The organism is Streptomyces sp. NPDC021622 (genome assembly GCF_040640795.1).
In the GTDB taxonomy this organism is placed as follows: Bacteria; Actinomycetota; Actinomycetes; order Streptomycetales; family Streptomycetaceae; genus Streptomyces.
The window spans coordinates 135,187-148,781 of sequence record NZ_JBFACK010000017.1; the positions used below are offsets into that span (position 1 = coordinate 135,187).

13 protein-coding genes and 1 riboswitch are annotated in these 13,595 nt (G+C 70.3%); of the genes, 7 read left to right on the forward strand and 6 right to left on the reverse strand.

All coding sequences use genetic code 11. The features are described from left to right. Window positions 1-91 precede the first annotated feature (91 nt). A complete protein-coding gene (locus AB0G47_RS30360) occupies window positions 92-1,057 on the forward strand; it encodes a carbohydrate-binding protein (RefSeq protein WP_360776524.1) in 966 nt (321 codons plus the stop codon). Here AB0G47_RS30360 and AB0G47_RS30365 read toward each other — a convergent pair. The 3 genes from AB0G47_RS30365 to AB0G47_RS30375 all read right to left on the reverse strand — a co-directional run bounded on the left by AB0G47_RS30365 (window position 1,038) and on the right by AB0G47_RS30375 (window position 4,219). Next, window positions 1,038-1,961 (reverse strand): 1-phosphofructokinase family hexose kinase, encoded by a 924-nt coding sequence (locus AB0G47_RS30365; RefSeq protein WP_360776526.1) that lies wholly within the window; start codon window positions 1,959-1,961, stop codon window positions 1,038-1,040. The genes AB0G47_RS30360 and AB0G47_RS30365 overlap by 20 nt on opposite strands. Window positions 1,962-2,093: 132 nt before the next feature. Next, window positions 2,094-3,233 (reverse strand): N-acetylglucosamine-6-phosphate deacetylase, encoded by a 1,140-nt coding sequence (gene nagA / locus AB0G47_RS30370; RefSeq protein ID WP_360776528.1) that lies wholly within the window; start codon window positions 3,231-3,233, stop codon window positions 2,094-2,096. Then, window positions 3,233-4,219, reverse strand: coding sequence for an ROK family protein (locus AB0G47_RS30375; protein WP_360776530.1), 987 nt, complete (start codon window positions 4,217-4,219; stop codon window positions 3,233-3,235). The genes nagA and AB0G47_RS30375 overlap by 1 nt, the downstream gene beginning before the upstream one ends. 242 nt (window positions 4,220-4,461) lie before the next feature. Here AB0G47_RS30375 and AB0G47_RS30380 point away from each other — a divergent pair, with 242 nt between their 5' ends. From AB0G47_RS30380 to otsB, 3 genes are read left to right on the forward strand one after another with little or no spacing between them, the layout of a single operon-like run. Then, window positions 4,462-5,679 carry an extracellular solute-binding protein gene (locus tag AB0G47_RS30380; RefSeq protein WP_360776695.1) on the forward strand — a complete coding sequence of 406 codons (1,218 nt, stop codon included), beginning with the start codon at window positions 4,462-4,464 and terminating at the stop codon, window positions 5,677-5,679. Window positions 5,680-5,688: 9 nt separating this feature from the next. Further along, window positions 5,689-5,970 carry a DUF3263 domain-containing protein gene (locus AB0G47_RS30385; protein ID WP_360776532.1) on the forward strand — a complete coding sequence of 94 codons (282 nt, stop codon included), beginning with the start codon at window positions 5,689-5,691 and terminating at the stop codon, window positions 5,968-5,970. A gap of 16 nt (window positions 5,971-5,986) precedes the next feature. Then, window positions 5,987-6,853, forward strand: coding sequence for a trehalose-phosphatase (gene otsB / locus AB0G47_RS30390; protein WP_360776534.1), 867 nt, complete (start codon window positions 5,987-5,989; stop codon window positions 6,851-6,853). Here the strand turns inward: otsB and AB0G47_RS30395 are convergent. From AB0G47_RS30395 to AB0G47_RS30405, 3 genes are all read right to left on the reverse strand, one after another. Continuing rightward, window positions 6,841-8,328 carry a right-handed parallel beta-helix repeat-containing protein gene (locus AB0G47_RS30395; RefSeq protein WP_360776535.1) on the reverse strand — a complete coding sequence of 496 codons (1,488 nt, stop codon included), beginning with the start codon at window positions 8,326-8,328 and terminating at the stop codon, window positions 6,841-6,843. The two genes, otsB and AB0G47_RS30395, sit on opposite strands and share 13 nt — an antisense overlap. Before the next feature lie 136 nt (window positions 8,329-8,464). Further along, window positions 8,465-9,871 carry a trehalose-6-phosphate synthase gene (locus AB0G47_RS30400; protein ID WP_360776537.1) on the reverse strand — a complete coding sequence of 469 codons (1,407 nt, stop codon included), beginning with the start codon at window positions 9,869-9,871 and terminating at the stop codon, window positions 8,465-8,467. A 123-nt stretch (window positions 9,872-9,994) separates the two neighbouring features. Beyond that, on the reverse strand, window positions 9,995-10,939 hold the full coding sequence (locus AB0G47_RS30405) for a glucosyl-3-phosphoglycerate synthase (protein WP_360776697.1): 945 nt from the start codon (window positions 10,937-10,939) through the stop codon (window positions 9,995-9,997). A 155-nt stretch (window positions 10,940-11,094) separates the two neighbouring features. Further along, a riboswitch (SAM riboswitch) is annotated at window positions 11,095-11,224 on the forward strand. Window positions 11,225-11,241: 17 nt separating this feature from the next. Between AB0G47_RS30405 and thrC the strand changes: the two genes are divergently transcribed. The 3 genes from thrC to AB0G47_RS30420 all read left to right on the forward strand — a co-directional run bounded on the left by thrC (window position 11,242) and on the right by AB0G47_RS30420 (window position 13,547). After that, on the forward strand, window positions 11,242-12,546 hold the full coding sequence (gene thrC / locus AB0G47_RS30410) for a threonine synthase (RefSeq protein ID WP_360776539.1): 1,305 nt from the start codon (window positions 11,242-11,244) through the stop codon (window positions 12,544-12,546). A 97-nt stretch (window positions 12,547-12,643) separates the two neighbouring features. Beyond that, entirely contained in the window at window positions 12,644-12,919 is a 276-nt protein-coding gene (locus AB0G47_RS30415; protein WP_360776541.1) for a MoaD/ThiS family protein, read from the forward strand. A 424-nt stretch (window positions 12,920-13,343) separates the two neighbouring features. Further along, window positions 13,344-13,547, forward strand: coding sequence for a cold-shock protein (locus AB0G47_RS30420; protein WP_005315736.1), 204 nt, complete (start codon window positions 13,344-13,346; stop codon window positions 13,545-13,547). The last annotated feature ends 48 nt before the right edge of the window (window positions 13,548-13,595 follow it).

Consider the following 13,595-nt stretch of genomic DNA (forward strand, 5'->3'; position numbering starts at 1 on the left):
CGGTCCGGATGAGGTCAACGCCACCCCGTGGCATCACTCGGAGCGGGTAGGCTCCCCCGGTCAGCGATATGTATGAGGGAGTGACCTGGGAATGACGACGCCCGGCAATAACGGCGAGACGCCGAGCGCGCCGCAGGGCGACGACGACCCGTTCGGCTATCTGTACGAGGACGGCCAGGCGGCCGGTGCGACCCCGCCCGGCGGAGGCGGCGGCTACGGCTACCCGGGCCCCCGGTCCTCGTACAACCAGGTCCGCGCGGTCGGCGACCGCCGCCCTTCGTACGGTCACCCGCAGCAGACGCAGGCGCAGACGTACGGCCAGCAGGTCCCACAGCAGCAGACGTACGGCCAGCCGAACGCCCACTACGCGGCTCCGGAGACGCAGCCGGGCGGCGCGCCCCAGTACTCGCCGGCGCCCGCGGGCACGGGCGGCGGCCGGGGCCGGGGCCCCAACACCAAGGGCCTGCTGATCGGCGCGATCGCGGTGGTGGCGGTCGTCGCCATCGGGATCGGCGCGGCGATGCTGTCCGGCGGCGGTGACGAGAAGGACGGCCCCGAGGCGGGCGGCAAGCCCAGCAAGGCGTCGACGGTCGAGCCCAGTGAGAAGCCGTCGAAGCCCGCGGACCCGGTCGACCTCCCCAAGACGGACGCGAAGGCCCTGAAGCTGGAGGGCGGCACGACGACGGCGTCGGACGTCCCCGGCGCGGAGGCCGCGGGCGGTGTCTACGTGGCGGGCTTCGACAAGGTCGGCGCCCAGGTCACATGGACGGTGAACGGCATCCCCAAGGGCGGGACGTACAAACTGCAGGTGACGTACGGCGTGCCGGGCAAGGATGCCAACGCGAACATCATCGTGAACGGCAAGAAGGAAACCCGCCCGCTGAACATGAAGAACTTCGCCGGCGCAGACGAAGGCGACTGGGAGAAGGGCTGGACGAACACGTACGCCGTGATCCAGCTCAACAAGGGGACGAACACGATCGCGCTCGCGTGCGACCAGAGCAGCATCTGCGGGGCGAACCTCGACCAGATGTGGCTCAAGGGCGCTCAGGGGTAGGTTTCACCCTCCCCAGCAGCTCCTCGTACACCGTCGCGTCGAACTCGCCCGCCACGGGCGATGCCACCGTCGCCGCCGAGAGGGCCGTCGCGCGGGCCAGGCGCTCCGGCCAGGCGTGGCCCTCCACCAGGGCCGAGAGCAGGCCCGCCACCGCCGAGTCGCCTGCGCCCGTCGGGTTGCCGTGGACATGGGCCGGCGGGGTCGCCTGCCAGGTGCCGTCGGGGGTGACCGCCAGGAGGCCCTTGGCGCCCAGGGATGCCACCACCGTGTGCGCGCCCCGGCGCCGGGCGTCACGGGTCGCCTGGACGGGCTCGTGGGAGCCGGTCAGCTCGGCGAGTTCGTCGGCGTTCGGCTTGACGATGTCGGGGCGTGCGGCGACGCCACGGCGCAGCGGCTCCCCGCTGGTGTCCAGGAGGACCGGGATCTTGGCGGCGCGGGCCGTGCGGACCAGCACGGCGTACGCGCCGACCGGCACACCCGGCGGCAGGCTGCCGCACAGCGCGACGGCGGACGCGTCGCGCAGCAACTCCTCGTAGGCGGACAGGAACGCCGCCCATTCGGCGGGGGAGACCTGCGGCCCCGGCTCGTTGAGTTGTGTGGTGTCGCCGGTCGTCGTGTCCACCACGGCGATCGTGCGGCGGGTCGCCCCGGCGACCGGCTGCAGCGCGTCCGTGACGCGCGGCTCGTGCGCGAGACGGCCCTGCAGGGTGCGGCCGGTGTCGCCGCCCGCGAGGCCGGTCACCGTCACGTCGTGGCCGAGCGCGGCGAGCACGCGGGCGACGTTCAGGCCCTTGCCGCCCGGGCGTTCGGTGACCTCGGTGACGCGGTGCGAGGCGTGCGGGGTGAGGGCGGGGACCTGGTAGGTGATGTCCAGGGCGGTGTTCAGCGTGACGGTCAGGATCACTGGTACCACCCCCGGGAACGGTCACGTTCGGTCGCTTTCGGCGTCTGATCATGCCAAACAGAAGGCGGTTGGCCCAGAGGTGGGGACCAACCGCCTGGCGCTCAACGGCAGGTGAAATCGCCTGAGTTGGGGCTAAAAGGGCTCAACCACCCATTCGCCCTTGCGCATCACGCCCTTGAGGTCGAAGCCCGCGTCGAGGACCACCAGGTCCGCGTCCTTGCCGGGCTCGAGCGAGCCGATCCTGTCGTACATCCCAAGGAGCTTGGCCGGGTTGGCGGAGATGGCGCGGACGGTGTCCTCGACGGACAGCTTGTCGATGGTCACCGAGCGTTTGAACGCCCGGTCCAGGGTGAGGGTCGATCCCGCGATCGAACCGCCGTCGACGAGCCGCGCCACGCTGTCCTTCACCTCGACCTCAAGAGGGCCGAGCATGTAGCGGCCGTCGCCGAAGCCCGCCGCGTCCATCGCGTCCGTGATGAGCGCGACGCGCCCCGCACCCGCGCGGTGGAAGGCCAGCTCGAAGGCGGCCTCGTGCAGATGGGTGCCGTCGTTGATCAGCTCGACGGTGATCCGCTCGTCCTCCAGGAGGGCGGCGATCGGTCCGGGCGCGCGGTGGCCGAGGCCGGGCATCGCGTTGTAGAGGTGCGTGGCGACGGTGGCGCCCGCGTCGATGGCCTGCACGGTCTGCTCGTACGTCGCGTCCGTGTGGCCGATGGCCGCGATCACGCCGTGCTCGGCGAGCAGGCGTACGGAGTCGATGCCGCCGGGCAGTTCGGTGGCGAGCGTGACCATCTTCGCGTGGCCGTGTGCCGCGTCGACCAGCTTGCGCACATCGGCCGGGTCCGGGTCGCGAAGGAGGGCTTCGCTGTGCGCGCCCTTGCGGCACGGGGAGATGAAGGGGCCCTCGAAGTGGATGCCGGCGATGTCACCCTGCTCGGCGAGTTCGGAGAGCAGCCCGGCCCGCTGGACCAGGAAGTCCATCTCGCCGGTGACGGTCGACGCGACGACGGTCGTGGTGCCGTGCAGGCGGTGGGTCCGGACTCCCTTCAGTACGTCGTCGACGGTGCCGGAGGTGAAGGAGGCACCGCCGCCGCCGTGGTTGTGGATGTCGACGAAGCCGGGCACCACCCAGTGACCGGTGAGGTCGACGGTCTCCGCGTCGCCGGGAGCGCTCCCTACGATCCGCGAACCGTCGACGATCACTCGGCTGTCCGTGAGGGTCCCGGTGGGCAGCACCACCTGAGCGCCGGCGAGCACCTTGCTTGTGGCCATCAGGCGGTTACCTCCGTGGGGTCGGACTTCGGGTCTGGCTTCGGGCCGGACTTCTGCTCGGACTTCTGGTTGACGAGGTCCCAGGCCAGCAGGCCCGCGCCCAGGCATCCGGCGGTGTCGCCGAGGGCCGCGGGCACGATCTGGGGCAGCGTCTGGAACTGGACGACGCGCGCCGCGACCGCGGCCCGCAGGGGTGTGAACAAGGTTTCCCCGGCCTCGGCGAGACCGCCACCGATGATCAGGGTGTGCGGGTCCAGGAGGGTGAGGGCGGTGATCAGACCGTCGGCGAGCGCGTCGACGGCGTTCTGCCAGACCTCCAGGGCGAGCGGGTCGCCGGACTCCACGGCCTTCGCGCAGTCCGCCGCGTCCGCGTCGGGGTCGCCGCTCGCCGCCGCCCACGCCTGACTCACCGCGGACGCGGAGGCGAGCCGCTCCAGGCAGCCGCGCTGGCCGCAGCCGCAGGGCGGTCCCCCGGGGCGTACGACGATGTGCCCGATCTCGCCGGCCGAGCCGTGCGCACCGGGCTCGATGCCGCCGCCGATCCCGATGGCCCCGGCGATGCCCGTGCCGAGCGGCACGAACAGGAACCGGTCGGCGCCCTTGCCCGCGCCGATCCGCCCCTCGGCGAGGCCGCCGGTGCGGACGTCGTGGCCCAGGGCCACGGGTACGCCTTCCAGCCTCCGGCTCAGCAGGTCCCGCAGCGGGACGTCGTGCCAGCCGAGGTTCGACGCGTACACCGCGATGCCCCGCTCGGTGTCGACGATCCCCGGCACGGCGACGCCGGCCGCGGCGGCGGGTTCCCCGAACTCCTTGATCCCGTGCGCGCGCAGGTCGGCGGCGAAGCCGACGATGGACTCGACCACGGCGTCGGGCCCGCGCTCGCGGCCGGTGGGCCTGCGGGCCTCGTGCAGGAGCGTGCCGTCCGCCCCGACCAGGGCGGCCTTCATTCCGGTGCCGCCCACATCGAGGGCGATGACGTGTTTCACGGGGGACAGTCTCGCGCGTGACCCGCGAGAGGTCTAGTCCACTTCGGGTACTTGCGTGGGGTAATCGGGCGTGGGCAATCGGGCGGGTGTCCGAAGCAGGTGGTTGCGCAAGCGATACTGGAGTGGTGTAGACCTCGTGTTCATGCGCGGGGAGAAATCGCAGTTCACGTAGATCATCGAGGGTGGGAACAGCTGTGCAGCGGCGCGCGACAGGACTGACCGCGGCGGTAGCCGCACTGGGCATGGCGGCGACTCTCGCCGGCTGCGGCGGTCCGGGCGACTCAGGCGACGTCACCCTCAAGCTGGTGGCCGCCGACTACGGCGACTCCAAGGCCAACAGCTCCCAGAAGTACTGGGACAAGCTCGCCGAGAAGTTCGAGGACGAGAACCCGGGCATCAAGGTCGACGTCAGCGTCTACTCCTGGACGGACGTCGACCGCAAGGTCAAGGACATGGTCAAGGCGGGCAACGCCCCCGACATGGCCCAGATCGGCGCCTACGCCGACTACGCCGCGCAGGACAAGCTGTACCGCGCCGAGGACCTGCTCGCCATCTCCACCCAGGCCGACTTCATGGCGCCCCTCTCGGAGGCGGGCGAGGTCAACCGCGTCCAGTACGGCATGCCGTTCGCCTCCTCCACGCGCCTCCTCTTCTACAACGAGAAGATCTTCAAGGACGCCGGGCTCACCCCGCCGCAGAGCTGGACCGAGCTTGCGGCCGACGCCAAGGCGCTCAAGGCGCGCGGCGTGAAGATCCCCTACGCCCTGCCGCTCGGCCCGGAGGAGGCGCAGGCCGAGACGATGCAGTGGCTGCTCAGCGGTGGCGGCGGCTACACCGACAACGTCGGCACGTACGCCATCGACTCCACGCAGAACGTGAAGACCTTCACCTGGCTGAAGGACGAGCTGGTCGACAAGGGCCTGACCGGACCGACGGCGCCCGCCGAGCTCGACCGCGCCGAGGCCTTCGCCGCGTTCACCCGCGGCGACGTCGGCATGCTCAACGGCCATCCCACGCTGATGCAGATGGCCGAGAAGAAGGGCGTGAAGTACGGCATGGTGCCGATGCCCGGCGTGAACGGCAACGCCAAGGCCACCATGGGCGTCGCCGACTGGATGATGGCCTTCAAGCAGAACGGCCACCGCGAGGAGATCGGCAAGTTCCTCGACTTCGCCTACAGCACGAAGAACGTCCTGGACTTCTCCCGCGAGTACGACCTGCTGCCCGTCACCACCTCCGCCGCACAGCAGATGACCGGCAACAAGGGCGACAAGGCGCTCGCCGAGTTCCTGGAGGAGCTGCCCACGTCGCAGCTGTACCCGGTCGGCAAGACGTCCTGGGCGCGGGTCTCCGTCGAGGTCAAGAAGTACATCGGCAAGGCCGTCGCCCCGAACGCCGACCCGGCCTCGATCCTCACCCAGATCCAGACCAAGGCGGCGACCGAGGCGAACTCGGAATAGCGTGACGGCATGACGGGCACAGCAGACGGGCCAGACACCACCGACGACCGCACCCCGGACGACACCGGCCTGACCGAGCGCGACCGGGCGATCCTCGCCCTGGAGCGGCAGGACTGGGTGTCCGGGCCCGGCGCCAAGGAGCGCGCGATCCGCGAACGGCTCGGCATGGTGCCGGTCCGCTACTACCAGGTCCTCAACGCCCTGCTCGACGATCCCCGCGCCCTCGCGCACGACCCGGTGACCGTCAACCGGCTTCGGCGGGTTAGGGAGTCCCGGCGCGAGGAGCGTTGAGCGTAGGGTCGGCCCCATGGGTGACCCCGTGTACTCGCCGTCCTCTCCCTCTCCCGAGCTGCCCGAACCCGTGACCGCCGCCGGGCGCGAGGGCTTGGCCGCGCTCCTGGCGCGGCCCGAACGTGCCGTGATCGCGCTCGACTTCGACGGCACGCTGGCCCCGATCGTCCCCGACCCGGAGCAGGCCCGCGCCCACCCCGGCGCCGTGCCCGCCATCGCCGCGCTCGCGCCGAAGGTGCGGTCCGTCGCCGTGGTCACCGGCCGCCCGGCGGGCGTCGCCGTGCGCTACGGCGGCTTCGCGGGCGTCCCCGGCCTCGAACACCTCGTCGTGCTCGGGCACTACGGCGCCGAGCGCTGGGACGCCGTCTCCTCCGCCGTGCACGCCGCCGAACCGCACCCCGGCGTCGCGGCGGTCCGCGCCGAACTCCCCGGCTTCCTCGACACGATCGGCGCCTGGCGCGGCACCTGGATCGAGGAGAAGGGCCGTGCGGTCGCCGTCCACACCCGCCGCGCCCAGGACCCGCAGGCCGCCTTCGAGGCGCTGCGCGAGCCGCTCGGCGAGCTGGCGTCCCGCCACGGCCTGATCGTCGAACCGGGCCGCCTGGTCCTGGAGTTGAGGCCCCCTGGCATGGACAAGGGCGTGGCCCTCGCCGACTACGTACGCGAAGTGGGCGCCGAGACGGTCGTCTACGCCGGCGACGACCTGGGCGACCTGCCCGCCTTCGCCGCCGTCGAGAAGCTCCGCTCGGACCAGGTGCGCGGCCTGCTGGTGTGCAGCGGCAGCGCGGAGGTCGCGGAACTGGCCGAGCGGGCCGACCTGGTGGTGGAAGGCCCGCAGGGCGTGGTGGAACTGATCGCGGCGATCGCGGCTCAACTTCCCTGATCTGCCCCGAGGCTGGGCGGATCGGGGATCGGATTGCCGAAGTAGTCGTGGGTGGTCCCGTCGTCGACGGGCGTGCCGATGCCGCGGGCGGGGGAACCGCTCTTCAGCCGTACGTCGTCGGGGGCGTCCGGAGTGGTGTCGGTGAACCGGGGGTCGGCGTTGACGCCGGACGGGTCGCGCGGCTGGGCGGTCCGCCAGTACAGGTTGTTGCTGAAGGTGCTGACGGTGTCCTTGATGGGTGACCCGGCACCGGGCGCGCCGACGAAGATGTTGTCGCGGAAGGTGACGCCGGTGGGCCCGTTGTTGGAGACGAGCGCGGTGTCGGCGCGGTCGGTGACGACGGTGTTCCGATAGACCTGGGTGTCGGTCGCGGCCCCGCAGACGACGGAGATCACGGCGTACGGAGACGTGGTGTTCCGGTCGTTGACGCTGATGTTGTCGTGGATGCGATTGCCGTCGCTGGTGGTGTCCGCGCCATTGCAGACGAGGAGGAAGCCGCCTTCGTTGTCGTGGCTGTAGTTGTACCGGTAGGTGTTGCGGACGTTGCCGCCGTCGATGTCGTACGCCATCGAGTCCCGCGTCCCGTGGCCGCCGGTGACCTCGTTGTACTGGTAGAGCGCGTCCTGCGACTCCCAGGCCCAGATGCCGGCGTTGTAACCGGCCGAGCGCATGTTGAACCCGTCCACGTAGTTGTGCTCGACGCGGGCCTTCCGCGTCTCGTGGATGACGATGCCGTCGCCACCGACGTCGTAAGCCTTGTTGCGTACGAACTCGACGCCGCTGGAAAGGAGTTCGGCATCGGCGTCCGTGCCGCTGCCCCAGGTCGACATGGTGCCGATGCCGGTGCGGTCGACGTGGCGGACGGTGGAGTCCTCGACGCGGAGGCCGTTGAAACGGGTGGGGGTGGTGCTTCCTTGCACGACGAAGAGAATCCCGCCGGAGGGGTCGGGGTCCTTGAAGTCGGCGCCGTTCACGTCGTGGACGTCGACTCCGTCGACGACGAAGTGGTCGGCCGTGCCGTAGTCGGTGAGCTGGACGTAGAGCCCGGCGCGGCGTTCCGTGGTGGTGGCGGGGCCGGTGTTGGAGAGGTCCAGGTTCCGGATCTCCCACTGCTCGGTGTTGACCAGATGCAGGGCGGCGCGGGCGCCGTTCGCCTGGATGCGGGGCTTGGCCTTGCCGCTTCCGTACGCGTCGATCAGCACGGGGGCGCCGGCCGCACCCGCACCTTTGGGGGCCAGCACCCCCGTGCAGCTTGTGCCGCGCCGCAGCAGGAGCTTCTCGCCGGGGGCGTAGGTGTGGTCGCTCGCCTTCTGCAGGCTGCGCCAGGCCGTTCCGGCGGAGGTGCCGGACGCGTCGTCGCTGCCGCGCTGGCAGTCGACGTAGTACGTCTTCGCCTCCGCGGCGGCGGGGGCGGCTGTCGCCCCTGCCAGGGCGAGGGCGGTGAGGGCTACGGTGCTTGTGCGGCGTAGGGCCATGCCCCGGAAGGTACCGAGGGGGCTGGCCGGGGGCCCATGGACAAACGTGGGGTGGGGTTGGACGGATTTTCCCGCCCACCCACCCGATTGCCCGGCGTGATCTGCGGTCACCTCGCGGCCGGCGGAGCCGGAGCCCCTACCCCAGCGCCCCCAGCTGGTCCAGGAACCACTGGGCAGGCGGCAGCGCCGTAGCCGCCGCGGCGAGCCGCTTCGTTCGTTCCGCCCGCTCGTCCGACGGCATCGTCAACGCCTCGTGCAGCGCGGCCGCTGTCCCCGTCACGTCATAGGGGTTGACCACCAGCGCGTCCTCGCCCAGCTCCTCGTACGCCCCCGCCTCCCGCGACAGAACAAGAACGCACCCCTCGTCGGAGACGACCGGCACCTCCTTGGCGACCAGGTTCATCCCGTCCCGGATGGGGTTCACCAGAGCCACGTCCGCCAGCCGGTACGCCGCGAGCGACCGCGCGAAGTCGTCCTTCACGTGGAGCACCACCGGGGTCCAACCCGCCACGCCGTACGCCGAGTTGATCGAGTCCGCGAGCCGCCGCACCTCCGCCGTGTAGTCGCGGTACACCGCCAGGTCCTGCCGGGACGGATACGCGAACGCGACGTGCACCACCCGCTCGCGCCACTCGGGGTGGTCCTCCAGGAGCTGCCGATACGCCTGCAGCCCCCGCACGATGTTCTTCGACAGTTCCGTCCGGTCGACGCGGACGATCACCTTCCGGTCGCCCCCCACCTGCTCCCGCAGCGCGACAAGCCGCTCCTCCACATCCGCCCGCCGCGACCGCTCCCGCAGGAAATCCGCGTCCGCCCCAAGCCCGTGCACCCCGATCCGCGTCCCCGACGTACCGCCGAGCGCGTCCACGCAGCACGCGGTGAACGCGTCCGCCCACCGCCCCGTCAGGAACGCCGCCCGGTCGGCGCCCAGGATGCCCCGCAGCAGCTGCTCGGCGATGTCGTCCGGCAGCATCCGGAAGTAGTCGACCGGCGCCCACGGCGTGTGCGAGAAGTGGCCGATGCGCAGGTCGGGGCGGAGTTCGCGGAGCATCCCGGGCACGAGCGACAAGTGATAGTCCTGGACGAGGACCGCGGCGCCGGACCCGGCACTCTGCGCGAGTGCCTCCGCGAAAGCCCGGTTGTACGTCTCGTACGAGGCCCACTGCGCCCGGAACTCCGGGCCGAACGCCGGTTCCAGCGGGGTCTGGTAGAGCATGTGGTGGACGAACCAAAGGACCGAGTTCGCGATCCCGTTGTACGCGTCGGCGTGCACGCCCTCGTGCGACCCGGCGTCGATGTCGAGCATCCGTACGCCCGGCTCGGCCACCCCGCGCCGCACGGCCTCCCGGTCGCCGTCACCCAGCGCCGCGCAGACCCACAGGGCGTCCGCCTCGTCCCCGATCGCGCTGAGCCCGGAGACGAGTCCGCCGCCGCCCCGCTTGGCCGTCAGCTCCCCGTTCTCCTCCAGGGTGTACGTGACAGGGCCGCGGTTGGACGCGACGAGGACCTGGGCGGCCGGGGCCGCTGCCTGCTCGGAGACCATGTGCCGAAATCTAGCCCCTCCGGGGAACCCTCAAACGTACGGCCGGACCCCCGCGGGGGCGCGGCCGTATACGTTCCAGGAGCAAGCAGTCGCGTGCGGACCCGCGTGCCCAGTCGGGTACGGCTACGCCACGCGGCGTTCCGCGTACTCCGCGATGTCGGCCATCGGCGGCCGCTCCTCCGTGTCCACGGCGTGGGTGCGCGGCACGAACCCGTGCTCGCCCCGCTCGAACTGCGTGAGCTCGGGGCGTACGAGGTGTCCGCGGGCGAGCCGCAGCTGTGCCGTCCGGTAGATCGCCGCGGCCATCCGGCCCAGCGCCTGACCGTCCTGGTGACGGTGCTTGCGCACACCGACGTCGACCTGCGCGAGCGCGTCGAGGCCCACCGTGTGCAGCGCGTCGACAAGGAGGCCAAGCTCCACTCCGTAACCGACGGGGAACGGCAGCCGTTCGAGCAGCGACCTGCGCGCCGCGTACTCGCCGCCGAGCGGCTGGACGAAGCCGGCGAGCTGCGGCCAGTGCATGTTCAGCAGCGGGCGCGCCATCAGCTCGGTGACCCGGCCGCCCTGACCCGCGGCCTCGCCGAGCGGGCGGTCGTACATCGCCTTCACGAAGTCCACGTCGGGCTCGGTCAGGAGCGGGCCCACGATGCCCGAGACGAAGTCCGCCGAGAACTCCTTCAGGTCCGCGTCGACGAACGCGACGATGTCACCGCCGGTCACAAGGAGCGAACGCCACAGGACCTCGCCCTTGCCGGGCACGGCCGGGATGCGGGGGAGGATCTCGTCCCGGTGCACGACCCGCGCGCCCGCGGCGCGCGCGACCTCGGCCGTGCGGTCCTTCGAGCCCGAGTCGATCACCACGAGCTCGTCGACGAGCGGGGCCTTCTCGACCAGCTCACGGCGGATCTCCGCGACGATCTCGCCGACCGTCTCCTCCTCGTCGAGCGCGGGCAGCACGACACTCACCGACGTGCCGGACACCTTCTTCGCTGCGGTGAGCCGGTCCAGCGGCCGGTCGGCGACGGACCAGGAACGCCTGCTCAGCCAGCGCTCGGCCTCTTCCAGCAAGGTCAGGGTCCTTTCTGTGTGATCCATCTCGCGGTTCGGACGACTATCTCAAGCGTCCAGGCCTTCGGTTACAGTCTTGAACAACGCGGATGACCATCGCATGTCGGGGGTCATCGCGTAACAAATGCACCGGGACCGCGAGCCCGGCGCCATAGCGCTCATCCAGAGGGGCAGAGGGATACGGCCCGTTGAAGCCCCGGCAACCCTCCCGCCGACCGACGAGGTCACGGTGGGGAAGGTGCCAATTCCGTCTCGCGGCGAGATGCGCCGCGGGGAAGATGAGGAGAAAGGGCCTCGCCTCCATGGCTGCGCAGACTGTCGCAACGAACGACACCACCACCGCTACGAACTCCGTAGACCTCGGCCCCGCTTCGGGCCTCTCCTGCCGCGAGTGCGGCGAGCTCTACGCGCTCGGCCCCATCTTCGCCTGTCAGGCCTGTTTCGGCCCGCTCGAAGTGGCCTACGACCTGCCGACCGGTGACCCCGAGGCGCTCCGCAAGCAGATCGAGTCCGGCCCCGCCAACATCTGGCGCTACGCTCCGCTGCTCCCCGTCCCCGCCGACGTGGCCGACAAGCCGAACCTGAACCCCGGCTGGACCCAGCTCGTCAAGGCCGACAACCTCGCCCGTGAACTCGGCGTCGAGCAGGGCAAGTTGTTCGTCAAGGACGACTCCGGCAACCCGACGCACTCCTTCAAGGACCGTGTCGTGGCGCAGGCGCTCGAGGCTGCGCGCGCCTTCGGGTTCACGACTCTTTCGTGCTCTTCGACGGGCAACCTCGCCGGTGCCGTCGGCGCCGCCGCCGCCCGCGCCGGCTTCCGCTCCTGCGTGTTCATCCCGCACGACCTGGAGCAGGGCAAGGTCGTCATGGCCGCGGTGTACGGCGGCGAGCTCGTCGGCATCGAGGGCAACTACGACGACGTGAACCGCTTCTGCTCCGAGCTCATCGGCGACCCGCTGGGCGAGGGCTGGGGCTTCGTCAACGTCAACCTGCGGCCGTACTACGGCGAGGGCTCCAAGACCCTCGCGTACGAGATCTGTGAGCAGCTGGGGTGGGTCCTTCCTGACCAGCTGGTCATCCCGATCGCTTCGGGCTCGCAGCTCACGAAGATCGACAAGGGTCTGAAGGAGCTGATCCGGCTTGGCCTCGTTGAGGACAAGCCGTACAAGATCTTCGGGGCGCAGGCGGAGGGGTGCTCGCCGGTGTCGGCCGCCTTCAAGGCGGGGCACGACGTCGTACGTCCCCAGAAGCCGAACACCATCGCCAAGTCGCTGGCCATCGGCAACCCGGCCGACGGGCCGTACGTCCTCGACATCGCGCGGCGTACGGGGGGTGCGGTGGAGGACGTGAACGACGAGCAGGTCGTCGATGCGATCAAGCTTCTCGCTCGCACGGAAGGGATCTTCGCGGAGACCGCCGGTGGTGTGACGGTGGGCGTTGCCAAGAAGCTGATCGAGGCCGGTCTCATCGACCCGTCCCTCACCACCGTTGTGCTCAACACCGGGGACGGCCTGAAGACCCTGGACGCCGTTGCTGAGACGTCCCAGGCCACCGCGACCATTCGGCCCAGCCTGGACGCGTTCCGCGAAGCGGGTCTTGCAGGCTGAGCTTGTCCGCTTGTCTGCGGGGCCGTCGTGGCTGGTCGCGCAGTTCCCCGCGCCCCTTTCAGGGGCGCTCCCTCCCCGTAACTCTGAGGTGAACCCCATGAGCGTCAACGTCCGCATCCCCACCATTCTTCGCACCTACACCGGCGGTCAGGCCGAGGTTGCCGCCGAGGGGGCGAACCTCTCCGAGGTCATCGCCGACCTGGAGAAGAACCACGCCGGTATCGCCGCCCGCGTCCTGGACGACCAGGGCAAGCTGCGCCGCTTCGTGAATGTGTACGTGAACGACGACGACGTCCGTTTCGAGCAGGGGCTTGAGACGGCCACTCCGGACGGCGCGGGCGTCTCGATCATTCCCGCCGTCGCCGGCGGCTGATCCTTTACGCAAGCACCCTGTGTTATCTCCATTGCCCCCTCCGCGAGAGAAGCGGAGGGGGCAATTCAGTGTGGTTGAGCGCGGTACAGTTGGGAAACGAGCTTCTCCGTTTGTGCCGAGCGCATATACGAAGTCGGTCCGGAGCCGACAAGAAGTAGCCAAAGTGCAGTGCCCATTTGAGCCGTTCACGGCATTTGTCTGGCCCGACTTGCCCTGAAGTCCGGCAAATTCTCCGCATATTTCCGATCGGGCGTGCCCGGAATTCTCGTCCGATTGACCTGTTGCAGACGGCAGTTGGACAGATACATTCAGCCGCGGTCGACGCGTTCCGGCGCACACCTCCACATCCCATTGGGGGGGTGAGGTCTGACCCGGGTCCGCGAAGTGCGGGCCCGTGCAAGGGCCAGTAATAGGGGAGTTAGGCATGGCTCAGGGCACCGTCAAGTGGTTCAACGCGGAGAAGGGGTACGGCTTCATCGCGGTCGACGGTGGTGCGGATGTTTTCGTCCACTACAGCGCGATCCAGATGGACGGCTACCGCACCCTTGAAGAAGGTCAGCGAGTCGAGTTCGAGATCTCGCAGGGCCAGAAGGGTCCGCAGGCGGACATGGTCAAGCTCGCCGTCTGATCTCGGCGCGATCGGCCACCGACGCACTCACGGCGAGGGGCCCGTATC